The organism is Pseudomonas sp. MDT1-85, assembly GCF_054898065.1.
Map to the genome: position 1 here is coordinate 5,743,667 of NZ_CM142715.1, position 22,685 is coordinate 5,766,351.

At 59.2% G+C, this 22,685-nt stretch carries 20 protein-coding genes; 4 read left to right on the plus strand and 16 right to left on the minus strand.

All coding sequences use genetic code 11. From position 1 onward, the window contains the following. Nucleotides 1-99: 99 nt before the first annotated feature. Entirely contained in the window at nucleotides 100-747 is a 648-nt protein-coding gene (gene coq7, locus ACYZT2_RS25940; protein WP_461968461.1) for a 2-polyprenyl-3-methyl-6-methoxy-1,4-benzoquinone monooxygenase, read from the plus strand. A gap of 177 nt (nucleotides 748-924) precedes the next feature. Here the strand turns inward: coq7 and speD are convergent, their stop codons facing one another. Both speD and ACYZT2_RS25950 read right to left on the minus strand, forming a co-directional pair. After that, a complete protein-coding gene (gene speD / locus ACYZT2_RS25945; protein ID WP_461968463.1) occupies nucleotides 925-1,719 on the minus strand; it encodes an adenosylmethionine decarboxylase in 795 nt (264 codons plus the stop codon). A 196-nt stretch (nucleotides 1,720-1,915) separates the two neighbouring features. Further along, nucleotides 1,916-2,338 (minus strand): OsmC family protein, encoded by a 423-nt coding sequence (locus tag ACYZT2_RS25950; protein ID WP_030130026.1) that lies wholly within the window; start codon nucleotides 2,336-2,338, stop codon nucleotides 1,916-1,918. A 250-nt stretch (nucleotides 2,339-2,588) separates the two neighbouring features. On the opposite strand from ACYZT2_RS25950, the gene crp reads away from it, so the two are divergent. Beyond that, nucleotides 2,589-3,233 (plus strand): cAMP-activated global transcriptional regulator CRP, encoded by a 645-nt coding sequence (gene crp / locus ACYZT2_RS25955; RefSeq protein ID WP_123497427.1) that lies wholly within the window; start codon nucleotides 2,589-2,591, stop codon nucleotides 3,231-3,233. 24 nt (nucleotides 3,234-3,257) lie between these two features. Here the strand turns inward: crp and ACYZT2_RS25960 are convergent, their stop codons facing one another. From ACYZT2_RS25960 to ACYZT2_RS25975, 4 genes are all read right to left on the minus strand, one after another. Further along, nucleotides 3,258-3,959: a lipoate--protein ligase family protein gene (locus tag ACYZT2_RS25960; protein ID WP_461968466.1), complete on the minus strand. Its 702-nt coding sequence runs from the start codon at nucleotides 3,957-3,959 to the stop codon at nucleotides 3,258-3,260. 145 nt (nucleotides 3,960-4,104) lie between these two features. Continuing rightward, the gene (gene trpC / locus ACYZT2_RS25965) at nucleotides 4,105-4,941 is read right to left on the minus strand and encodes an indole-3-glycerol phosphate synthase TrpC (protein ID WP_461968468.1); all 837 of its coding nucleotides are present in this window, start codon (nucleotides 4,939-4,941) and stop codon (nucleotides 4,105-4,107) included. Further along, a complete protein-coding gene (gene trpD / locus ACYZT2_RS25970; RefSeq protein ID WP_007906883.1) occupies nucleotides 4,938-5,987 on the minus strand; it encodes an anthranilate phosphoribosyltransferase in 1,050 nt (349 codons plus the stop codon). The genes trpC and trpD overlap by 4 nt, the downstream gene beginning before the upstream one ends. Nucleotides 5,988-5,996: 9 nt before the next feature. After that, entirely contained in the window at nucleotides 5,997-6,590 is a 594-nt protein-coding gene (locus tag ACYZT2_RS25975) for an aminodeoxychorismate/anthranilate synthase component II (RefSeq protein ID WP_461968470.1), read from the minus strand. Between the two features lie 409 nt (nucleotides 6,591-6,999). Here ACYZT2_RS25975 and estP point away from each other — a divergent pair, with 409 nt between their 5' ends. After that, entirely contained in the window at nucleotides 7,000-8,907 is a 1,908-nt protein-coding gene (estP, locus tag ACYZT2_RS25980; RefSeq protein WP_461968472.1) for an esterase EstP, read from the plus strand. Nucleotides 8,908-9,079: 172 nt separating this feature from the next. Here the strand turns inward: estP and trpE are convergent, their stop codons facing one another. The 10 genes from trpE to ACYZT2_RS26030 form a co-directional block, all read right to left on the minus strand. After that, nucleotides 9,080-10,561: an anthranilate synthase component I gene (gene trpE, locus ACYZT2_RS25985; RefSeq protein WP_461968474.1), complete on the minus strand. Its 1,482-nt coding sequence runs from the start codon at nucleotides 10,559-10,561 to the stop codon at nucleotides 9,080-9,082. 70 nt (nucleotides 10,562-10,631) lie between these two features. Then, nucleotides 10,632-11,450 carry a phosphoglycolate phosphatase gene (locus ACYZT2_RS25990; protein WP_461968476.1) on the minus strand — a complete coding sequence of 273 codons (819 nt, stop codon included), beginning with the start codon at nucleotides 11,448-11,450 and terminating at the stop codon, nucleotides 10,632-10,634. After that, nucleotides 11,447-12,121: a ribulose-phosphate 3-epimerase gene (gene rpe, locus ACYZT2_RS25995; RefSeq protein ID WP_052967174.1), complete on the minus strand. Its 675-nt coding sequence runs from the start codon at nucleotides 12,119-12,121 to the stop codon at nucleotides 11,447-11,449. Before rpe ends, ACYZT2_RS25990 begins: the two co-directional genes overlap by 4 nt. An 85-nt stretch (nucleotides 12,122-12,206) precedes the next feature. Next, nucleotides 12,207-13,355, minus strand: coding sequence for an iron-containing alcohol dehydrogenase (locus tag ACYZT2_RS26000; protein WP_461968479.1), 1,149 nt, complete (start codon nucleotides 13,353-13,355; stop codon nucleotides 12,207-12,209). Between the two features lie 223 nt (nucleotides 13,356-13,578). Next, on the minus strand, nucleotides 13,579-14,403 hold the full coding sequence (locus ACYZT2_RS26005; RefSeq protein WP_461968481.1) for an ABC transporter permease: 825 nt from the start codon (nucleotides 14,401-14,403) through the stop codon (nucleotides 13,579-13,581). Between the two features lie 12 nt (nucleotides 14,404-14,415). Beyond that, the gene (locus tag ACYZT2_RS26010) at nucleotides 14,416-15,663 is read right to left on the minus strand and encodes an ABC transporter permease (protein WP_461968483.1); all 1,248 of its coding nucleotides are present in this window, start codon (nucleotides 15,661-15,663) and stop codon (nucleotides 14,416-14,418) included. A gap of 206 nt (nucleotides 15,664-15,869) precedes the next feature. Continuing rightward, on the minus strand, nucleotides 15,870-16,913 hold the full coding sequence (locus ACYZT2_RS26015) for an ABC transporter substrate-binding protein (RefSeq protein ID WP_461968485.1): 1,044 nt from the start codon (nucleotides 16,911-16,913) through the stop codon (nucleotides 15,870-15,872). Between the two features lie 49 nt (nucleotides 16,914-16,962). Next, nucleotides 16,963-18,087, minus strand: a complete 1,125-nt coding sequence (locus ACYZT2_RS26020; RefSeq protein ID WP_461968487.1) for an ABC transporter ATP-binding protein — start codon at nucleotides 18,085-18,087, stop codon at nucleotides 16,963-16,965. 341 nt (nucleotides 18,088-18,428) lie between these two features. Further along, entirely contained in the window at nucleotides 18,429-19,058 is a 630-nt protein-coding gene (locus ACYZT2_RS26025; RefSeq protein WP_003210977.1) for a response regulator, read from the minus strand. Nucleotides 19,059-19,213: 155 nt separating this feature from the next. Beyond that, on the minus strand, nucleotides 19,214-21,610 hold the full coding sequence (locus ACYZT2_RS26030) for a PAS domain-containing sensor histidine kinase (protein ID WP_461968489.1): 2,397 nt from the start codon (nucleotides 21,608-21,610) through the stop codon (nucleotides 19,214-19,216). 73 nt (nucleotides 21,611-21,683) lie between these two features. Between ACYZT2_RS26030 and ACYZT2_RS26035 the strand changes: the two genes are divergently transcribed. Next, the gene (locus tag ACYZT2_RS26035) at nucleotides 21,684-22,676 is read left to right on the plus strand and encodes an alpha/beta hydrolase family protein (RefSeq protein WP_461968491.1); all 993 of its coding nucleotides are present in this window, start codon (nucleotides 21,684-21,686) and stop codon (nucleotides 22,674-22,676) included. Nucleotides 22,677-22,685: the final 9 nt, after the last annotated feature.

Here is a 22,685-nt window from a genome sequence, read left to right on the forward strand (position 1 = left end):
CCGGGTCAGATGAGTCCATTACCAGCCATGACCCAACGCAAACCCTCCCCCCGGCCGATTGGGTTAAACTGGCCGCCGAGATTCTTTCCGGAGGTCAGCATGACTACCCAACGTCACTACTCGCCGATTGACCGTCTTCTGCTGCAAGCCGATGCCGCGATGCGTACTTTGCTGCCCTTCAGTGGCCAGCCCTACCGTCCGTCGCCGGCCATCGTGCAGCCGGATGTGCAAATGAGCGACGAGGACACCCGACACGTCGCCGGTTTGATGCGCATCAACCATACCGGCGAAGTCTGCGCCCAAGCGCTGTATCAAGGTCAGGCCCTGACCGCCAAGCTGCCGAAAGTGCGTGCCGCCATGGAGCACGCCGCCGAAGAAGAAATCGACCATCTGGTGTGGTGCGAACAGCGCATTCATCAGCTGGGCAGCCACACCAGCATTCTCAATCCGCTGTTCTACGGCATGTCGTTCGGGATTGGCGCGGTCGCCGGGTTGATCAGCGACAAAGTCAGCCTGGGTTTCGTTGCAGCCACCGAGCATCAGGTCTGCAAACACCTGAACGAACACCTTGAGCAACTGCCAGCCGAGGACGAGAAATCCCGGGCGATCCTGGAGCAGATGCGCATCGATGAAGAGCATCATGCTGAAAGTGCGCTGGATGCAGGTGGATTTCGTTTTCCGGCGCCGGTGAAGTTCGGGATGAGTTTGTTGGCCAAGGTGATGACGAAGAGTACTTATCGGATCTGACGGAAGCGTCTTCAGATCGGGCCTCTTCGCGAGCAAGCCCGCTCCCACAGTAGTTCCGTGAACACAGTTCCATGTGGGAGCGGGCTTGCTCGCGAAGGCCATAGCACGGTCTGTCTGACAGCAGCAATAAAAAAGGCGATTACCGCAAGGTAGTCGCCTTTTTTGTACTCTGAAATCTTAGTTTGGCATGTTGCGCGCGTAGAAGATTTCGAGCATTTCGTGTTTCACACGCTCAGCCACTTGGGCACGTTGCTCAGGGGACAAGTTGCTGGTGGCGTCGCCGAACAGGTAGTTATCCAGTTCGAAGTTCTTCAACAGCATTTTGGTGTGGAACAGATTTTCCTGGTACACGTTCACATCGGTCATCTGGTACGCGTCGCGGGTGTCTTCGGACAAGTAGTTCTGGATCGAATTGATCTCGTGGTCGATGAAGTGCTTCTTGCCTTCAACGTCACGGGTAAAGCCGCGCACGCGGTAATCCACAGTCACGATGTCCGAATCGAACTGGTGAATCAGGAAATTGAGCGCTTTGAGCGGTGAAATGACGCCACAGGTCGACACGTCGATGTCCACACGGAACGTCGCGATACCGTCCACCGGATGGATTTCCGGGTAGGTATGCACCGTGATGTGGCTCTTGTCGAGGTGGGCCAGAATGATCTCGGGCAACGGACCCGGAGACTCTTCGATCTGACTGTCGGTGGGGGTCACCGGCTCTTCAGAGATCAGAATCGTGACGCTGGCACCTTGGGGCTCATAGTCCTGACTGGCAATGTTCAGGATGTTGGCACCAATGATATCGACAACTTCTGTGAGGATCTGCGTCAGGCGCTTGGCGTTGTACTCTTTATTGATGTACTCGACGTAAGCCTGTTGGTCTTGCGGAGTTTCCGCGTAGCAGATGTCATAGATGTTGAAGCTCAAGGTCTTTGTCAGGTTATTGAACCCGTGGAGCTTGAGTTTGCTTTTCACCGTTAAAACTCTCTATGTATTGCGGGCTGGCCGCGTGATCAAGCATGCCCGTCAGATGCGACGACGCACCTGCGTAGGACGGTTGACACCTCTTCGCGATGGCGATTTTGGATTTCTGTTCAGGAAAGCGACCTGTGCAGACGTCAGCGATGGATCGCCAGAGTCTGCACTGCTTTTATGATAGTTGAATGTCGATTCAACCGAGTTCGATGATTTCGTAGTCGTGGGTAATCACCACGCCAGCCGCGCCGAGCATGATCGAGGCAGAGCAATACTTCTCGGCCGACAGCTCGATGGCGCGCTTGACCTGGGCTTCTTTCAGCCCACGGCCCTTGACCACGAAGTGCATGTGGATCTTGGTGAAAACCTTCGGATCTTCGGTCGCACGCTCGGCTTCGAGGAAGGCTTCGCAGCTTTCGACGGCCTGACGGGACTTCTTGAGGATGCTGACCACATCGAAATTGCTGCAGCCGCCAACACCCAGCAGGAGCATTTCCATCGGCCGGACACCCAGGTTACGACCGCCGGCATCGGGCGGACCGTCCATGACCACGACATGACCGCTGCCGGATTCACCGAGGAACATGGCTTCGCCAGCCCATTGGATGCGTGCCTTCATCGCCAAGACTCCACTGTCTAAAAAAGGGTCGCCAGCTTAGCACAGGGCCCTTGATTGGCAGCGCTTCGCCTTCCTGGGACATAACCATCTGCGTCGTAGGCAAATTCTCGAATCTTGAAGGAATGTGTCTGTTAAGCTGGCGCCAAACCAATGGCGCATAGCCAGCTTTTGCAGCGAATAAAAAGGATCGCAGGCCTCGCCAGCGCCTACAAAAAACAAACACACCGTGCAGTCTTTTCGGGATACAACCATGGTTGCTATTACCCCCACACCCAAAATCAAGAACCTCGACAAACTGCTGATGCACTGTCAGCGCCGTCGCTATGCCGCCAAGAGCAACATCATTTGTGCAGGTGACCGCTCGGACACGCTGTTTTTCATCATCAAAGGTTCGGTAACTATCCTGATTGAGGATGACGATGGCCGTGAAATGATCATTGCCTACCTCAATTCCGGCGACTTTTTCGGCGAGCTGGGTCTGTTTGAGCAAGCGGGCCTGGAACAGGAACGCAGTGCTTGGGTTCGCGCCAAGGTCGAATGCGACGTCGCGGAAATCAGCTACGCGAAATTCCGCGAGCTGTCCCAACAGGACCCAGACATTCTTTACGTGCTCAGCGGACAAATCGCACAGCGCCTGCGCAATACCACGCGCAAGGTCGGCGACCTGGCATTCTTCGACGTGACCGGTCGCGTTGCACGCTGCCTGCTGGAACTGTGCAAGCAGCCAGACGCCATGACCCACCCGGACGGTATGCAGATCAAGGTGACCCGTCAGGAAATCGGCCGGATTGTCGGTTGTTCCCGTGAGATGGTTGGCCGCGTGCTCAAGGATCTGGAAGAGCGCAATCTGGTCGACGTGAAAGGCAAGACCATGGTGGTCTTCGGCACGCGCTAAGCTCGAAAATCCAAGCTTCGAAACTTAAGCTTCGAGCATTTCCGCCAGCAACTGTCGGTATAGCGTATCGAGCCGTTCCAGCGCATCAGGAGCGGCAAACTTCTCATGCAGGGCGATGTGGCTTTCAGCGCGAACCCGCTGTTCCAGGCCACAGGCTTCATTGAAGCGATTGACCGCCGCGACCATCGACTCTCGCTCGTTGTCGATCAACATCGCCCCGTGCACCAGGCCGACCGGACGCAGACCGCCCTTGCTCTGGCGCCACCGCTGGGCGGTGCCGACCATCTTTCGACCATCGAGGTTGACGTTGAAACGGCCGTCGCAGAATGCGTCCTCAATTTCGCCCAACGACGAAGTGCCGCCCAGCTCATCGAGTAACTGACAGATCGGATCGCACAGACGCCGGTAGCCGGTTTCGATGCGGTTCAGATCGCCTTCGCTGCGCGGTGGCGCATAAACCAGTGCGATGTTGATCGTCGAGGCCGATTGCGGCACCGGCTCACCGCCGGTTTCACGCAGCAATACCGGCCAGCCGGCGGCAGCGGAGACTTCACACGCAGCCTCGAACTGTGGCAGACGATTCAAGCGACGGGGCATGACCAATGCGCGGTCAGTGGGTTGCCAGAACAGCAGGCCGAACTCCGACTCACCGGTGCATACATGGGCCAGCAGATCCTGTTCGGCGAGCAGGCCGGCTTCGATGGTCAGAGGGATTGGTGAGGTCATAAGGTATTCCGTTGGACATGAAGTCTGTGGCGCTACTTATGCCGCCATCGCGAGCAGGCTCGCTCCCACATTGGATCTCTGATGCTAGTAGATCTCTTGTGGGAGCGAGCCTGCTCGCGATGGGGTCGACTCGATCTGCGTGTAATCAGTCGAGCGTAGTACCGCTCACGGGAATGCCACGCTCGGGAAAGAACAGGCGCTGCAATTCGCTACCCGGGCTTTCGGCGCGCATGAATGCTTCGCCGACCAGGAACGCGTACACGTCGCTGATTTCCATCAGCTCGACATCGGCCCGATTGAGAATGCCACTTTCAGTAATCACCAGACGATCGCGCGGAATACGCGGCAACAGGTCGAGGGTGGTTTCCAGATTGACGTCGAAGGTGTGCAGGTTGCGGTTGTTCACGCCCACCAACGGTGTGTCGAGGGTCTTCAAGGCCCGCTCGAGTTCATCGCCGTCGTGGACTTCCACCAACACATCGAGACCGACGCTTTTGGCCACGGCTGCCAACTCGGCCATTTTCACGTCGTCCAAAGCGGAGACGATCAATAGCACGCAATCAGCACCCAGCGCGCGGGATTCAACGATCTGATACGGATCGATCATGAAGTCCTTGCGGATCACCGGCAACTTGCACGCCGCCCGGGCCTGCTGCAGATACGCATCGGCGCCCTGGAAGTAATCGATGTCGGTGAGCACCGACAGGCAAGTCGCCCCGCCCTTTTCGTAACTCCTGGCAATGTCCGCAGGCACGAAGTTCTCGCGAATCACGCCTTTGCTTGGCGAAGCCTTCTTGATTTCAGCAATGACCGCTGGCTGTTTCGTCTTGGCCTGATCGACCAATGCCTTGGCAAAACCACGGGGTGCATCGGCCGCCTTGGCCAGATTTTCCAGCTCTGCGAGACTCACACGAGCGCGACGCTCGGCGACTTCCTGAACTTTGCGGGCCAGAATATTTTCCAGAACCGTCGGTATACTCATCCCTCATTCTCCACTTTGAATACCGCGGTAAATGCACCCAACTCCTCAAGTTTTTCCCGAGCGAGGCCTGTGTGCAGCGCATCGTGCGCCAGGGCAACGCCCTCTTTCAAACTGCTGGCATGGTCGGCGGCGTACAGCGCGGCACCGGCATTAAGCACAATCATCTCGGCGGCTTTCTGACCGTTCTCGGTCTTGCGCTTGCCCAAGGCGTCGCGAATCAGCTCGAGGGAGGCCGCCGGGCTTTCCACCGCCAGACCGTGCAGGCTCTGGCTCTTCATCCCCAAGTCTTCGGGTTCGACCCAATACTCGGTGATCTGGTCATTCTTCAATTCCGCCACAAAGGTCGGAGCCGCCAGACTGAACTCGTCCAGGCCATCTTTAGAGTGCACCACGAGCACGTGCTTACTGCCCAGACGTTGCAAAACTTCGGCCAATGGCCGGCACAACGCCTGACTGAACACACCCACCACCTGATGTTTCACACCGGCCGGATTCGTAAGCGGGCCAAGCATGTTGAACAGCGTGCGCAAGCCCAGCTCGCGGCGCGGGCCGGCGGCGTGCTTCATGGCGCTGTGGTGGGTCTGGGCAAACATGAAACCGATGCCGACGTTGTCGATGCAGCGCGCCACCTGAACCGGCGTCAGGTTCAGGTAGATACCCGCCGCCTCAAGCAGATCAGCGCTGCCGCTTTTGCCCGACACTGCACGGTTACCGTGCTTGGCCACGGTGCAACCGGCTGCGGCGACCACGAACGAGGAAGCGGTGGAGACGTTGAAAATATTCGCACCGTCGCCGCCGGTGCCGACCACATCGACCACGCCGTCGAGAGTATTGAGCTCAACCTTGTCCGCCAACTCGCGCATCGCCGTCACGGCGCCGACGATCTCATCGATGCTTTCGCTCTTCATGCGCATGGCCATCATGAACGCGCCAATCTGCGCATCCGTGCATTGCCCGGTCATGATTTCGCGCATGACATCACGCATTTCATCGGTACTGAGGTCGAGGTGGCCGACGATACGGCTCAGGGCTGTCTTGATATCCATGGAAAGTCCTTAGCGCGTGCCGCCGGTTTGTTTGAGGAAGTTGGCGAACAGCTCGTGGCCCTGTTCGGTGAGGATAGACTCAGGGTGGAATTGCACACCTTCGATGTTCAGCGTCTTGTGGCGCAGGCCCATGATCTCGTCGACCGAGCCGTCTTCGAGCTGGGTCCAGGCGGTAAGCTCCAGGCAATCGGGCAGGGTTTCGCGCTTGACGATCAGCGAGTGGTAGCGGGTGACCGTCAGCGGGCGATTCAGACCTTCGAATACGCCCTTCTCCTCATGGAATACCGGGCTAGTCTTACCGTGCATGACTTGACGGGCACGGACCACATCGCCACCAAACGCCTGGCCGATGGACTGGTGACCCAGACAAACACCGAGAATCGGCAACTTGCCGGCGAAGTGCTTGATCGCTTCGATGGAAATACCGGCTTCGGTCGGGGTGCACGGACCCGGAGACACGACAATGCGCTCAGGGTTGAGAGCTTCGATTTCGGCAATGGTGAGTTCATCGTTGCGCACGACTTTAACCTCGCAACCCAGCTCGCCAAGGTACTGCACAACGTTGTAAGTAAAAGAGTCGTAGTTGTCGATCATCAGCAACATGGCGTTAAGAACCTCTTGAATTCACTGACTTTTAATACGGCCTTCGAATGATTTACCCGCAGTGCGCTGCGCTTTGTCAGGTGCTGGAGTGGCGCCAGCAAAGCGGCATTTCATACAGGTAAAGAAGGCAAAGCGGTACAGGTCCGGCCAGGCCGGCAGAAAAGATTCAGGCGCGCCAACGCCAACGGGCGTGTGCCTTGATGACTTGATCCAGGAGTTTGCTGACGATCAACACGGGAAAGGTCTCATTCATACGTCTCGGCACAGTAACTTAGCTGGGCAGAGCGTGCAATATGGTCGGGGCGACAGGTCGCGAAACAAGCGAAGGGTTCACGATAGATGGCAAAAGGCCGAAAGTTTTTGGTACTGTCGTTTCGTTCACTACAACAATAAATAAACGGACTTGCTCATGATCAAACAGACGTTGTTTGTACCGCTCGCCGGATGCTTGCTAGCTGCTGCCTGTGCCCAGGCGATCGCCGCGCCCAACCCTTATTCGAATTTCGTCGTCTTCGGCGACAGCCTCAACGATGCCGGGCAGTTTACCGACACGGGCGGCCCTGCAGGTGCGACCCAGCGTTTTACCAACCGGACCGGGCCGGTCTACCTGGATGGCAGCGGTGAATTACGCTCGCTGAACTCCACGCAACTGTTGGGTGGACGTCTCGGGTTCTCACCTGACCAGACCGCCGCCTCGACTTCGGCTGTGCGCGCGAATGAAGGACTGGTAGATGGCAACAACTGGGCCGTCGGCGGTTACCGCACCGACCAGATTCTGGATTCGATCACTACCGAATCCGCCACGGGCGAACGCACCCGGGCAGGTTATCTGCCGACGAACAACTTCCGCGCCGATCCGAATGCGCTGTATTACATCTCCGGGGGCGGCAACGACTTCCTTCAAGGCCTCGTGCTTAATACCCCCCAGGCCAACGCCGCAGCGGATCGCCTGGCCGACAGCGTGCAAACCCTGCAAACCGCCGGCGCCAAATATATTGTGGTTTGGCTACTGCCAGACCTGGGCCTGACGCCAGCCATTAACGGCAGTCCATTGCAAACAACGATTTCGCAACTGAGTACGGACTTCAACCAGCAGTTGGTCACCCGACTCGCAGGGATCAATGCCGAAATTATCCCGCTGAACATTCCACTGCTGTTGCAGGAAACCTTCGCCGACCCGGCGCGCTTCGGCCTCGCCACCGGCCAAAACCTGACGGCAACTTGTTTCAGCGGCAGCGGTTGCACGGAAAACGCCGTGTATGGCATCAACAGTGCCACCCCGGACCCGAGCAAGCTGATCTACAACGACTCGGTTCACCCCACTGAAGCCGGGCAAAAGCTGATTGCCGATTACGCCTATTCCTTGCTGGCGGCACCTTGGGAACTGACATTGCTGCCGGAAATGGCCCACGCCACCTTGCGCGCTCACCAGGATGAACTGCGCAGTCAATGGCAATCCGACTGGGAGAACTGGCAAGCCGTCGGCCAATGGCGCGCGATTGTCGCCGGCGGTGGTCAGCATCTGGATGTCGATAGCCAAAGCAGCGGCGCCAGTGCTGATGGCAGCGGCTACAACCTGAATATCGGCGGCAGCTATCGCCTCAATGAAGCCTGGCGCGTCGGTGTGGCAGCAGGCTTCTATCGTCAGAACCTGGACGCCGGTAGTAACGATTCGGACTACAAACTCAATAGCTATCTGGCGACCGCTTTCGCCCAGTTCCAGCAGAATCGCTGGTGGGCCGATGCCGCACTGACCGGTGGCAAACTGGATTACGACAATCTCGAACGCAAATTCGACCTGGGTGTCAGCGAAGGCGCGGAAAAAGGTGATACCGATGGCCATCTCTGGGCCTTCAGCACTCGCCTTGGCTATGACATTGCCCAACCGGGCAGCGAATGGCACCTGTCCCCGTTCATCAGCGCCGATTACGCCAAAGTGGAAGTCGACGGCTACTCGGAAAACAGCAACCGCGCCACGGCGCTGACCTTTGATGATCAGACCCGAGACTCGAAACGCCTGGGGGTCGGCTTGCAAGGCAAATACAACTTCACCCGTCAGACCCAGGTGTTTGGCGAATATGCCCACGAGCGTGAATACGAAGATGACGTTCAGAAGGTAAACATCGCCCTCAACAGCCTGCCAGCGAACGACTTTACGCTGGAAGGTTATACGCCGCAGAGTCACTTGAACCGCGTAAGCCTGGGGGTCAGCCATATGTTGACCGCCGACCTGGCGTTGCGTGGTGGTTACACGTTCCGCAAGGATGATGACTTTACTCAGCAGGGCATCAATGTAGGGGTGACGCTGGATTTCTGAAATGCAGGCAAATTAAAAACGCGGCGCCCTCACAGGCGCCGCGTTTTTTATGGTGTATGCAAAATCCATGTGGGAGCGAGCCTGCTCGCGATAGCGATGGGTCAGGCAACATCAATGTCGGCTGTGCTGGCCCCATCGCGAGCAGGCTCGCTCCCACAGGTATTGCGTGAACTCAGGTGTCCGGCGTCTGCTCGGCCAGGGCGACGGCACGGAACATGGCGCGGCGCTTGTTCAGGGTTTCTTCCCATTCCAGTGCCGGCACCGAGTCAGCCACGATGCCGCCACCCGCCTGAACGTGCAGTTCGCCGTTCTTGATCACCGCGGTACGGATCGCAATCGCGGTGTCCATGTTGCCGTTCCAGGCGAAGTAACCGACCGCACCACCGTAAACGCCACGCTTGACCGGTTCCAGTTCGTCGATGATTTCCATCGCGCGAATCTTCGGCGCGCCAGACAAGGTGCCCGCCGGCAGGATCGCCCGCAGTGCGTCCATCGCCGTCAGCCCGGTCTTCAGTTGACCGGTGACGTTGGACACGATGTGCATCACGTTGGAATAACGCTCGATCACCATCTTCTCGGTGAGTTTCACCGAGCCGATCTCCGAAACGCGACCGGTGTCGTTGCGGCCCAGATCGATCAGCATCAAGTGCTCGGCGATTTCCTTGTCGTCTGACAGCAGGTCTTTCTCCAGCGCCACGTCAGCCTCTTCGTTGGCACCTCGCGGACGGGTGCCGGCAATCGGGCGCACGGTGATCAGGTTGTCTTCGACCCGCACCAGCACTTCCGGCGAACTACCGACCACGTGGAAATCGCCAAAGTTGAAGAAGTACATATAAGGTGTCGGGTTGAAGCAGCGCAACGCCCGGTACAGGTCGATAGGCGCAGCCTTGAAGTCGATCGACATACGCTGGGACGGCACGACTTGCATGCAGTCACCGGCCAGGATGTATTCCTTGATGGTGTCGACGGCTTTTTCGTAATCGTTCTGGGTGAAACTCGAACGGAACACCGGATCAGCCGATTGCTGTTTGCTGAAGTCCAGGCCACGGCGCGGAGTGATCGGCTGACGGAGTTGTTCCAGCAGCGTTTGCAGACGCGCCTGTCCTTGCTCGAAGGCATCTTCCTGCGACGGATCGGCCAGGACAATCGCGTGCATTTTGCCGGCCAGGTTGTCGAACACCACCACCGCGTCGGAGACCATCAGCAAAATGTCTGGCACGCCCAATGGATCCGGGTTCGGGCATTTGCCCAGACGCTTCTCCACATAGCGCACGCAGTCATAACCGAAGTAGCCCACCAGACCGCCATTGAAGCGCGGCAGACCGGCGATGGTCGGCACGTTGTAGCGCGCCTTGAAAGCTTCGACGAAGGCCAATGGGTCTTCAACGTCGTGGCTTTCGATCTCGACGCCGTCGTGGGTCACGCTGACGTGGTGATCATGTACTCGCAGCACGGTTCGGCACGGCAGGCCGATGATCGAATAACGGCCCCATTTTTCGCCGCCCTGCACCGACTCCAGCAGGTAGGAATTGGGCTCGTCGGCCAGCTTCAAGTAGATCGACAGCGGCGTGTCGAAGTCGGCCAGGGTTTCGCAGGCAAGCGGGATGCGGTTGTAGCCGGCAGCGGCCAAACGCAGGAATTCTTCGCGGATCATGAGGTGCCTCGTGGCTTGAGGGTCTAACGGTCAGGGGTGCAAACGCGCCGGTACGCCGGCCAGGAACAAGTCAGGCGCGCCAACGCCAGCGGGCCAGGGCCTTGATGACTTTCATCCAGAGTTTGCGAGTGACCACCACGATGGCGTTTCCAGGAGGGGATTGAACAGCGTCGGGCAACGTTATCCCAGCGGCCGGATCCAGGCAACCGGGAATTAGTTTGCGCAGATCATCGATCACCAGCGCCGGCAACTCTTCGGCAATCGGTCGACCGTGGTTATAGCCATAGCTGAGGGCCACGCATTTGACCCCTGCCGCTTTCGCCGCGAGCACATCGCTGCGCGAGTCGCCGACGAACAACGATTGCGAAGCCGGAATGTTGGCCATTTTCATCACAAAAAACAGCGCGGCCGGGTCGGGTTTCTTATTCGGCAGGGTGTCGCCACCAATGATCCATTTGAAGTAACGGCCGATCTTCATCTGATCCAGCAGCGGCGCGACGAAGCGTTCCGGCTTGTTGGTGATCAGCGCCATTTCGACGCCTTGTTTGCTCAGCCACTTGAGGGTGTCACGCACGCCGGGGTAAACCACCGTCAGTTCGTGACCGTCCTCATAAAAGCCGTTAAACAATTCCAGGGCATGCTCGGCCTCGACCTCATCGACACCCTCGCCGTCGATGTGGTTGGCCAAAGCCCGGCGCACCAGCATGTGCACGCCGTTGCCAACCCATTCGCGCACCGGTTCGATACCGGCAGGTTGACGCCCGAGTTTGAGCAGCATGTTATCCACAGCCGCCGCCAGGTCGGGGACCGAATCGACCAGCGTGCCATCCAGATCGAACATCACCAGCCGCGGCAGACGCCCGGGGAACAGCTGCTCAAAACCACTCATGGACGAGCCAGCGCCAGTTCGGAGCGCATTTTCTCAATTACTTCCTGGTAGTTCGGCGCATTGAAAATCGCCGAACCGGCCACGAAGGTGTCGGCGCCAGCAGCAGCGATTTCGCGAATGTTGTTCACGTTCACCCCGCCGTCGATTTCCAGGCGAATGTCACGACCGGAGGCATCGATCAGCGCCCGCGCTTCACGCAGCTTGTCGAGGGTGCCGGGGATGAACTTCTGCCCGCCGAAGCCCGGGTTGACGCTCATCAGCAATACCATGTCGACCTTGTCCATCACGTACTTGAGCACGTCCAGCGGGGTCGCCGGGTTGAACACCAGGCCCGCTTTGCAGCCGCCTTCGCGGATCAGTTGCAGAGAACGGTCGACGTGCTGCGTGGCTTCCGGGTGGAAAGTAATGTAGGTCGCACCGGCCTCGATGAAGTCACCGACGATGCGGTCCACCGGGCTGACCATCAGGTGCGCATCGATCGGCGCGGTCACGCCGTACTTGCGCAGCGCGGCGCAGACCATCGGGCCGATGGTCAGGTTGGGCACGTAGTGATTGTCCATGACATCGAAGTGCACGAAGTCGGCGCCGGCGGCCAGGACGTTATCCACTTCCTCGCCCAGGCGGGCGAAGTCGGCGGAGAGAATCGACGGAGCAATGACGAAGGGCTGCATGACGCACCTTTTTGAGCAGAATCACGATGGCGCGCATTGTATACCTCATGCTTTGACGCGCGCACCGTGCTGCGATGATTGGGGACTAATAGGCCGCTCGGTAGATCTTCTCGATATCGACAGCGCTCAGCTTGCGCGGATTGTTGCGCATCAGGCGCTCAATGCCGGCGGCTTCCACGGCCATAGCCGGAATCGCGTCTTCGGGAACCCCGAAACTGTGCAGGCCCAACGGGATTTCCACCGCTGCACACAGCTCGGTCATCGCCTCCACGGCTTTGTCCGCCGCTTCGTTGGCGCTCAGATGAGCGGTCTTCACCCCCATGGCCTCGGCAATATCCTGCATGCGCTCCACGCAAGCCATCTTATTCCAGGTCATGACATACGGCAGCAGCAAGGCATTGCTGACGCCATGGGCAATATTGAAACGCCCACCCAACGGATACGCCAACGCATGCACCGCGCCGACCCCGGCATTGCCGAACGCCATGCCGGCCATCAGGCTGGCGGTGGCCATGTCTTCGCGGGCTTGCAGATGGGATGGATTGGCGTAGGCCTTGGGCAGTGCCTTGGTAATCAGCTTGATCGCGCCAATGGCCAGGGCATCGGTGATTGGCGAGGCATTGAGCGACAGGTAGGACTCAATAGCGTGCACCAGCGCATCGACGCCACTGGCAGCGGTGACACTGCGCGGGCAAGTCAGGGTCATTTGCGGGCTGACCAGCGCCACGTCCGGCAACAGGTAGTCGCTGACAATGCCTTTCTTCAACTGCGCGACCTTGTCGGAGAGGATGGCCACGTTGGTCACTTCCGAACCGGTGCCGGCAGTGGTCGGGATGGCAATCAGCGGCGGGCCTTTGCGCGGTACCTGATCGACACCGAACAAATCCTCCAGCGCGCCGTGGTAACCGGCATAGGCTGCAACACTCTTGGCGATGTCGATGGCACTGCCACCACCGAGGCCGATCAGTCCGTCATGCCCGCCTTCACGGTAAACCCGCATGCAGTCTTCGACGATGGCGATTTCCGGGTCCGGCAACACCCGGTCGAAAATCTCGTAACTTCGCTCGCCCAGCTGCGCCAGCGCCAGCTCCACCGTGCCCGACTTGACCAGAGCGGCGTCGGTGACGATCAGGGGGTTGTCGACATCCAGGCGTGTGAGTTCAGCCGCCAGTTGCTCGATGGCACCTGCGCCGGTGATCAGTTTGTGAGCGATTTTGAAAGAGGAAAGACTCATGTGCGCAGCCTCTTATAGATAGGGGAGCTGGGCACAATAGTAGCTGGGGATTGGGGTTTGTTCTGCTATTGAGTTCCTGAATGACCGCCGATCCCGAAAACCACACAAAACACCTGTGGGAGCGAGCCTGCTCGCGATAGCGGAGTGTCAGTCGACATCAATGTTGAATGTCGATCCGCTATCGCGAGCAGGCTCGCTCCCACAGGCTGATCGGGGTGCTGCTTTATACCTGCGCGGTACGCAGTTTTTCGCTGCGCCCACGCAGCCATTCCAGCGTCAGCAGCAGGATCACCGAGAACGCAATTAGCAGCGTCGCGGCAGCGGCAATCGTCGGGCTGAGGTTTTCGCGAATACCGCTGAACATCTGCCGAGGCAAGGTCGCTTGTTCGGGACCAGCAAGGAACAGCGTCACCACCACTTCATCGAATGAAGTGGCGAAAGCAAACAGCGCACCGGAAATCACGCCCGGCGCAATCAACGGCAAAGTCACCCGACGGAACGCCGTCAGCGGCGAAGCCCCAAGGCTTGCAGCGGCCCGCACCAAGTTCTGGTTAAACCCCTGCAACGTGGCCGACACAGTGATGATCACAAACGGCACGCCCAACACCGCATGCACCACGATCAGCGAAAAAAAGCTGTTGCCCAACCCCAGCGGTGCAAAGAACAGATAACTCGCCACACCAATGATCACCACCGGCACCACCATCGGCGAAATCACCAGCGCCATCACCAGCGGTTTGCCCGGGAAATCTCCCCGGGTCAGGCCGATCGCCGCCAGCGTGCCGAAAATCATCGCCAGCACGGTCGCTGCCGGGGCAACGATCATGCTGTTCTTCAACGAACGCATCCATTCCGCCGAAGCAAAGAAGTCCTGGTACCAGTGCAGCGAGAAGCCTTGCAGCGGATAAACCAGAAAACTCCCCGAGTTGAACGACAGCGGAATGATCACCAGCACCGGCAGGATCAGGAACAACAAAATCAAGCCGCAGAGAACCCGCAAGCTGTAGAACCACACCCGTTCGATGGGCGACATATAAGGACTCAGCATTTCATTCTCCCCTTAGCTCAGGCGCAGGCGACTGGCGCCCACCAGCCAGCTGTAAATCAGATAAAGCACCACGGTCGCCAGCAGCAACAGCCCACCGAGCGCGGTCGCCATGCCCCAGTTGATGCTGGTGTTGGTGTAGAAGGCGACGAAATAACTGACCATCTGATCGTTCGGGCTGCCCAGCAACGCCGGGGTGATGTAGTAGCCGATGGCGAGGATGAACACCAACAGGCAACCGGCGCCGACACCGGCATAGGTCTGCGGGAAATACACCCGCCAGAAACTGGCGAACGGGTGGCAGCCCAGGGAAATCGCCGCGCGCATGTACGTCGGTGAGATGCCTTTCATCACGCTGTAGATCGGCAGAATCATGAACGGCAGCAGGATGTGCACCATCGAGATGTAGACCCCGGTGCGGTTGAACACCAGCTCCAGCGGCTTATCGATAATGCCCATGGCCATCAGGCCGCTGTTGATCAAACCGCCCGATTGCAGCAACACGATCCACGCAGCGACCCGCACCAGAATCGAGGTCCAGAACGGCAACAGCACCAGAATCATCAACAGGTTGCTTTGCCGCGATGGCAGGTTCGCCAGCAGGTAGGCCAGCGGATAGGCCAGCACCAGGCAGATCACGGTGATGATCAGGCCCATCCAGAAAGTCCGGGCAAAGATATCGAGGTAGATCGCCTGATCGGGGGTGGCCGGAGCCACTTCGCCGAGGTCGTCGATGCGGTGATCGACGGAGGCCAGCAGGTAATAAGGCGTCACATTACTGGTGTTGCGGCGCACAACCTGCCAATAGGCCGGATCACCCCAGCGCTCGTCGAGACCTTCCAGCGCTTCCTTGTAAGAAGCCGGCTCCGTGGCGAACGGCAGGGCGCGTGCGGTTTTGGTCAGCAGGCTGCGGTAGCCGGCCAACTCCATGTTCAAGCGCTTGGACAAGTCGCCCAAGGTCTGATTCTTGCGGGCTTCGGCGAGGTCTTCACTGGCGGCCTTGTACACAGGCTCTGCCGGCAGGCCTCGGCCATCCCAACTGGCGATGGCTGCCACGGTGCGCGGCATGGTGCCGACCACTTCCGGGTTACCGACGCTTTTGTAGAGCAGCGCCACGATCGGCACCAGAAACACCAGCAACAGAAACAGCACCAACGGCGCGATCAAGGCTTGTGCTTTCCAGCGGTTGATCCGCTCGGCGTGCTTGAGCCGCTGCTTCAAGGTGGGGTCGGTGCCCGCGTTCAGGGGAATGGCGGTGGCCATGGCGTACTCCGGAAATCTTTGATCGTTACAGAGGTGGCATTCCGTGACCGCAAGGCCACCTCTGTTCTTGATAACTACGCATCACCCCTGTAGGAGCGAGGCTTGCCCGCGAAGGCGGTGTGTCAGTCAACATTGATGTTGAATGTGCTGACGTCTTCGCGGGCAAGCCTCGCTCCTACAAGAGTGGGTAAGCCCACGGGGTGGTCTTACTTGGCAGCCCAGGAATTGAAGCGCTGTTCCAGTTGCTCGCCGTTGTCAGCCCAGAAGCTGACGTCGATCTGCACCTGGTTGGCGATGTTTTCCGGGGTGGTCGGCATGTCTTTCAGGACATCCTTGGACAGCAATGGCACGGCTTGGGTGTTGGCCGGGCCGTAGGCGATGTTTTCCGAGTAGGTCTTCTGCTGCTGCGGAGCCACCGAGAACGCGATGAATTTCTTCGCCGCTTCAGCACGGGTTTTATCCAGGCCTTTTGGAATCGCCCATGCGTCGAAGTCGTAGATACCGCCGTTCCACACCACTTTCAGGTTGCTTTCTTTCTGTACCGCCGCGATCCGGCCGTTGTAGGCCGAACTCATGACCACGTCACCGGAGGCGAGGTATTGCGGCGGTTGTGCGCCGGCTTCCCACCACTGGATGCTTGGTTTGAGTTCATCGAGTTTCTTGAACGCACGGTCCTGACCGTCCTTGCCGGCCAGCACTTTGTAGACGTCTTTTGGTGCAACACCATCGGCCATCAAGGCGAATTCCAAGGTGTACTTGGCGCCTTTACGCAGCCCGCGCTTGCCTGGGAATTTCTTGGTGTCCCAGAAATCGACCCAACTGGTCGGAGCGGTTTTCAGCTTGTCGGCGTTGTAGGCCAACACGGTCGACCACACGAAGAAGCCCACGCCGCACGGCTGAATAGCGCCTTTGACGTAGTCTTCGGTCTTGCCGAACAGCGCAGGGTCGAGTTGCTCGAACATGTCTTCGTCGCAACCACGGGACAGTTCTGGCGATTCAACTTCCACCAGGTCCCAAGACACGCTCTTGGTGTCGACCATGGCTTTGACCTTGGCCATCTCGCCGTTGTACTCGCCAGCGACGATTTTGCCATTGCCCGCCGCTTCCCACGGTGCGTAGAAGGCTTTGACCTGCGCCGCCTTGTTCGCCCCGCCAAAGGACACCACGGTCAGGTCCGGGCCCGCCGCCATTGCGTGCGCCGCACTCATCATGCCGACGACCAGAGCGGTGAATTTCAGGGATCTCAACATTTATTGTTCTCTCCACGTGCAGGGTTGGTGTTGGTGAAGCAGGGGGCGATCAATGCGCCTCTAAAAGTGGGTCGAGCGCGCGAACGTGTTCGACCTGCCAGCCAAGCGGTACCACATCGCCGACGGCGAGCGCGGGATCGAGCTCGGCAATCGGTTGTTTCACAAAGAAGTCGGTCTTGCCGCAGACTTCCAGGCGAACCCGGACGTGGTCGCCCAGATAGATGAATTCCGCCACCCGCCCTGAGAAGCGGTTGACGCAGGACTCGCTCGAACCATTGAGGCTCACGCGCTCCGGGCGAATCGACAGCGTGACGGGTTCGCCGGTCTTGCCGACATTGACCGCCAGCGCTTCAACCTTTTCACCGCGACCGAGCTCAACCACGCAGCGGTCGCCGGTGTGGCTGTGCAAGCGGCCATTGAGACGGTTGTTCTCGCCGATGAAGTTGGCGACGAAGGTGTTTTTCGGCTCTTCATAGAGGGAGCGCGGTGGCGCGATCTGCTGGATTTCACCTTGATGGAAAACCGCTACACGGTCGGACATGGTCAGGGCTTCGCCCTGGTCGTGGGTGACGTAGACCACGGTCACACCGAGACGCTGGTGCAGGTGTTTGATTTCCATCTGCATGTGTTCGCGCAGTTGTTTGTCCAATGCGCCGAGAGGTTCGTCCATCAGCACCAGTTGCGGTTCGAACACCAACGCCCGGGCCAAGGCCACACGCTGTTGCTGACCGCCGGACAGTTGCGCCGGATAACGCTGGGCGAAGGTGTCGAGCTGAACCATGCTCAAAACACGTTTGACCCGGTCACTGACATCGCTCTTGTTCAAACCGCGCACGGTCAGCGGGAACGCCAGGTTCTCGGCAACCGTCATGTGCGGAAACAACGCGTAGTTCTGGAACACCATGCCGATGTCGCGTTTATGCGGCGGCACGTTGTTGATAGAACGCCCGGCCAGTTGAATTTCCCCGGCGGTCGGCGTTTCGAAACCGGCGAGCATCATCAGACTGGTGGTCTTGCCGGAGCCGGACGGCCCGAGCAAGGTGAGGAATTCGCCTTTGCGAATATCCAGGTTGAGGTCTTTGACGATCAGGTTCTCGCCGTCGTAGCTCTTTTGCACTCCACGAAAGCTGACCAGAATATCGCTGGCCCCTGCGTTTGAATCAACCTGGCTCATACCCACACCTTTGTTATTGATGACTGCTGTGGACTAAGCCTAGTGGACGCTGGGAGCCACGCAAATCGGGGCGCAGGAGAGAATCGCCTCAGCCGGATGGAAGGTTGGGGGTAGGGATTGCCCTACAAGGATGACGGGGATGGATATGTCGATTCGGGATCGCGACAGGCGGTGAGCTGCAAGCCGCAAGAACAGGCAAAAGCAGCGTTGGAGGCATGTCGCAAATGGACATGCCGACACGGCCCCTGTAGGAGCGAGGCTTGCCCGCGAAGGCGTTCTCACTGGCGCCAAAAGCTTCGCGGGCAAGCCTCGCTCCTACAGAATCTGCGGTGAATCGTGTGTCAGAGGAGTTTGTGTTCCATCGCGTACTTCACCAGTTCGGCCAGGGAGGTGATGTTGAGTTTTTGCATCAGCCGCGCCTTGTGGGTGCTGATGGTTTTGCTGCTCAGGGCCAGTTGCTGGGCGATGTCGTTGACGTTGGCGCCTTGGGCCAGGCGTTCGAATACCGAGAATTCACGCTCCGACAGCAACGAGTGCAACGGCCGCGAATCCGTCAGACCGACTTCAAAGACCATACGGTCGGCCAGGTCAGGGTCGATGTATCGCCCGCCCGCCGCGACTTTGCGGATTGCCGTCAGCAGCAATGCCGGATCGCTGTCCTTGGTGGCATAGCCTGCGGCGCCGACCTTCAACGCCCGAGCAGCCATTTGAGCTTCGTCGTGCATCGACAGCACCAGAATCGCCGGGGGATTGTTCAAGGCGCGAATCCGCGGAATCGCTTCCAGGCCATTGACCCCAGGCATGGAGATATCCAGCAACACCACTTCGCAGGGAACATGGCGCAAGGTCTCGAGCAACTGCTCGCCATTGCTCGCCTCCCCTACCACCAGCAAGTCCTTGGCCAGGCCGATCAATTGCTTGATGCCTTCGCGAACGATGGTGTGGTCTTCGGCTACCAGGACACGGATCACGTTCTTCTCCATTCTTCTTATGTCAGAGCCAAGATCATCGCGAGCAGGCTCGCTCCCACATTGGATTTCGGTGTGTCAAAGATCTGTGCAATTACTCACATCCCTGTGGGAGCGAGCCTGCTCGCGAAAGCGCCAGCACAGACACCACAAATTCTTCAGGCTTCATCCAGCGGCACTCGCACACTCAGGGTCGTCCCCTCCCCCGGCTCACTCTCAAGCAACAACTGCCCGCCCATGATCAACACCCGCTCACGCATGCCGACCACACCAAAGGATGTCGGCCTGCCAGTGGCGGCGACAAATCCTACGCCATCATCGCTGACAGTCAGACAGAGTTCATCGCCCTCAAGGGCCAGCGTCAGTTCAACAGTATGCGCCTGGGCGTGGCGCATGACATTGGTCAGCGCTTCCTGAAGGATCCGGAACAGCCCGATGGCCTTGGCATCGCTGAGCACCGGCAAGTTATCCGGCACTTGCACCAGGCACGGGATCTGCGTGCGTGCCTCGAACCGGCGCGCCTGCCACTCAATGGCCGAGGCGATCCCGGCATCGAGAATCGGTGGCCGTAGCGCCGTGGCCACATCACGCACCAGTTGAAACAGCTGAGCGATCAACCGCTTCATGCTGTTCAAGCGCTCATGCAGACCTGGGTCGAGCTGGGCGTAGGCCAATTCGCACATGGACGTTTCCAGCTTCAATACGGTCAACATCTGACCCAGCTCGTCATGAACTTCCCGGGCGATGCGGGCCTTTTCCTCTTCCCGCACGCTCTCCAGGTGAGCGGATAACTCGCGTAATTGCTCGCGGGAGCTGGCCAGTTCCAGCTCGATGCGCTTGCTCTCGGTGATGTCCCAGACGATCCCGTCCCAGACATAAGCGCCATCTTCAAGCCGGCGGGTGATGGCCTTGATCTCGGCCCAGCGCTGCTCGCCCTGACGGGTCAAAATCCGTCCCTGCCACGACCAGTCGCTGTCGGTGTCCAGTGCATGGTCCTGAGTCTGGTGGTAACTGGCCTTGTCTTCCGGATGCACCAGACTGCGCAGGCCTTTGTCCCGATGCGCCAGAGTAGCCGGCGAGTAGCCCACCAGGCTCTCGCTGCCTTCACTGATGTAGGCAAAGTCGATCTGCCCGGTCACCGGCGCGCGCTCCAGACGAAAGACCAGTCCGGGCACGTTGGCGGCGATCCCTTGCAGCCGCGCCTCGCTTTCCTGCAATGCCGCCAAGGCGCGACGACGCTCGGTGACGTCATTGAGATAAACCACCAGGTACTCGCCATCGCGAAAGCGCAAGAAGCTCAACGAAACATCCGCCGGCAGAATACTGCCGTCCGCTCGCACGCAATTGGTTTCGAAACTTTGCGGCCCTTCGTCACTGGCCCGAGCGCGTTTCCACAGGCTCAGCCAGCGGTCCATGTGCAAACCGGGTTCGAAGTCGATCAATGGCCGATCAATGATCCCGCCCGCCGGATAGCCGAGCATGGTTTCAGCCGCCCGGTTGGCGTAGCGCACATGGCTGTCCCAGTTGACCCAGAGGATGCCAACGGTGCTCTGATCGATGGAAAACTGCGTGAGACGCAAAGCCTCTTCGCTGGCCTCGCGCAGGGCAATATCTTCGCGCGCCGCCAGCAATCGTTGCTCCAGACTGTGCTGCTGACGACGCTGCCAGAACACAATGGCCATGCTGCTCAGCAGTAACACCACCAAGAGCAGGCTGAGGTTTTGCCAGAAACCCGGCGACTCGGACAACCGCGGATACTTGGGTTGCAGCCATTGATTGTGCAGTTGCTCCAGGTCCTTGGCCGGGATCGCCCGCAGCGCGCTTTCGACGATGCCGGCCAACTCCGGCCAGTCCCGGCGCGTGGCCACTCGCAGCAGTTGCGGGAAACCGATATCGCCCACCACGGCCAGCCCGGAGAACTCAGGCTCGGCAGACAAACGCCCGAACTGCGCTTCATCGACCACGGCGTAACCGGCCTGCTGACTCAACAACAATTGCAGCGCCTGGCGCTCCAGGGGCACGCCTTGCAGGTTCAGATGGGGATAATTGCTGCGCAGATAATCGGCCGTGACGCTGGGCATGCGCACGGCGACGCGGGTCTGGCTGTCGAGTTTTTCCAGCTCTACCGCGCCGGTGCTCTTCTGGTCGCTGACCACCAGTTGCGGCACCCGCATATAAGGATCGGAAAATTGCCAGAGCCGCAAAGCCGCGGGGGTTTGCGTCAGCCCTGGCGCGATATCGATGTCGCCTTCACGGGCGGCGGCTTCCAGTTGCGCAAGATCAGGATAATTACGCCAGCTCAGTTCGATCTTGAGCGCTTTGGCCAGCCACTTCATCAGCTCGATGTTCACCCCGGACAGGCGCTGCAAGCGGCGATCGTATTGGGCATAAGGCGTTTGCAACACCACTCCGACCCGCAACTCGCCATGCTGCGCCAGCCATTGCTGTTGCGTTGGCGACAGGTGCACGACATGCGCCGGTGGCGCGGGCGCCGCCCAGCCCATCAAGGGAAACCACAAACAGCCGATAACCCACAGGCAGCGAAAATGCATCATCGAAGTCTCACACACTGACAAATACTGACCAACCCATTAGGCTGCCGGAATAACTTCTGGCCTGGAATATCCGATGCCCCCTGTCTACCGCCTGGCACTGCCAGCATTGTGCCTGTCGTTGATCCTGCCTTGCGCGTTTTCCGTCGAGGCGGCCGATCCGGCACCTGCCGCTGCGGAAAAACCCGCAGAAGAAAAACCGGTCGAACGCCAGCCGCTGCTTGAACGTAGTCAGGAAGAAGCGACCGCACTTGAGCGAAAAATCCCTGCGCAGGAACAGCAACAACTGCAAGCCGGCACCGACAGCTTTCTCGCCTTGTGGAAACCGGCCAATACCGCCGAACCCAAAGGCGCGGTGATTATCATCCCGGGTGCTGGCGAAACAGCTGACTGGCCGCAAGCGATCAGCCCATTGCGGCGCAAATTGCCGGACGTCGAGTGGAGCAGCCTGAGTATCACCTTGCCGGACCTGCAAAGCGAAGCCATTGCGCCACGTATCGTCGAAGCGGCGCCTGCGCCCAAAACGCCTGATGCCGGCAGCAAAGACGCCACGACCGCGGCGCCCATCGAACAGGCGGCCGGCGGCGAAGCGGATGTGGCCGACAAGGCCATCGTCGAAACCACCGAGGAACAGGCTAAAGCTGACGCGGAGCGAATCTTCGCCCGCATCGATGCCGCCATCGCCTACGCCGAACAGCAAAGCGCTCGCAGCATCGTCGTATTGGGCCATGGTACCGGCGCTTACTGGGCCGCGCGTTATCTGAGCGAGAAGCAGCCATCGCAAGTCGAGAAGTTGGTGATGGTCGCCGCTCAGACGCCTGCTACAGCGACGCCGGGGCTGGCTGAACTCACACCCACCTTGAAGCTGCCTGCCGCAGATATCTTCTATATGGATAAGCCAGTGGATCGTAACGCCGCGCTGGAACGCTTGCAGGCCAGCAAGCGCTTGAAAACTACGGGGTTCAGTCAGGTGTCGCTCAAGGCTTTGCCGGGGAACGCCAAGGCCGAGCAAGAGCAGTTGGTCCGGCGGGTGCGGGGTTGGTTGAATCCTCAACCTGCGGCGGACTGATAGATCGGA

What these genes read in the sequence shown, in the direction of transcription:
- coq7 (WP_461968461.1), top strand. Translation starts at nt 100, where the DNA reads ATGACTACCCAACGTCACTACTCGCCGATTGACCGTCTTCTGCTGCAA.
- ACYZT2_RS25950 (WP_030130026.1), bottom strand. Translation starts at nt 2,338, where the DNA reads ATGAAGGCACGCATCCAATGGGCTGGCGAAGCCATGTTCCTCGGTGAA.
- crp (WP_123497427.1), top strand. Translation starts at nt 2,589, where the DNA reads ATGGTTGCTATTACCCCCACACCCAAAATCAAGAACCTCGACAAACTG.
- ACYZT2_RS25960 (WP_461968466.1), bottom strand. Translation starts at nt 3,959, where the DNA reads ATGACCTCACCAATCCCTCTGACCATCGAAGCCGGCCTGCTCGCCGAA.
- trpC (WP_461968468.1), bottom strand. Translation starts at nt 4,941, where the DNA reads ATGAGTATACCGACGGTTCTGGAAAATATTCTGGCCCGCAAAGTTCAG.
- trpD (WP_007906883.1), bottom strand. Translation starts at nt 5,987, where the DNA reads ATGGATATCAAGACAGCCCTGAGCCGTATCGTCGGCCACCTCGACCTC.
- ACYZT2_RS25975 (WP_461968470.1), bottom strand. Translation starts at nt 6,590, where the DNA reads ATGTTGCTGATGATCGACAACTACGACTCTTTTACTTACAACGTTGTG.
- estP (WP_461968472.1), top strand. Translation starts at nt 7,000, where the DNA reads ATGATCAAACAGACGTTGTTTGTACCGCTCGCCGGATGCTTGCTAGCT.
- trpE (WP_461968474.1), bottom strand. Translation starts at nt 10,561, where the DNA reads ATGATCCGCGAAGAATTCCTGCGTTTGGCCGCTGCCGGCTACAACCGC.
- ACYZT2_RS25990 (WP_461968476.1), bottom strand. Translation starts at nt 11,450, where the DNA reads ATGAGTGGTTTTGAGCAGCTGTTCCCCGGGCGTCTGCCGCGGCTGGTG.
- rpe (WP_052967174.1), bottom strand. Translation starts at nt 12,121, where the DNA reads ATGCAGCCCTTCGTCATTGCTCCGTCGATTCTCTCCGCCGACTTCGCC.
- ACYZT2_RS26000 (WP_461968479.1), bottom strand. Translation starts at nt 13,355, where the DNA reads ATGAGTCTTTCCTCTTTCAAAATCGCTCACAAACTGATCACCGGCGCA.
- ACYZT2_RS26005 (WP_461968481.1), bottom strand. Translation starts at nt 14,403, where the DNA reads ATGCTGAGTCCTTATATGTCGCCCATCGAACGGGTGTGGTTCTACAGC.
- ACYZT2_RS26010 (WP_461968483.1), bottom strand. Translation starts at nt 15,663, where the DNA reads ATGGCCACCGCCATTCCCCTGAACGCGGGCACCGACCCCACCTTGAAG.
- ACYZT2_RS26015 (WP_461968485.1), bottom strand. Translation starts at nt 16,913, where the DNA reads ATGTTGAGATCCCTGAAATTCACCGCTCTGGTCGTCGGCATGATGAGT.
- ACYZT2_RS26020 (WP_461968487.1), bottom strand. Translation starts at nt 18,087, where the DNA reads ATGAGCCAGGTTGATTCAAACGCAGGGGCCAGCGATATTCTGGTCAGC.
- ACYZT2_RS26030 (WP_461968489.1), bottom strand. Translation starts at nt 21,610, where the DNA reads ATGATGCATTTTCGCTGCCTGTGGGTTATCGGCTGTTTGTGGTTTCCC.
- ACYZT2_RS26035 (WP_461968491.1), top strand. Translation starts at nt 21,684, where the DNA reads ATGCCCCCTGTCTACCGCCTGGCACTGCCAGCATTGTGCCTGTCGTTG.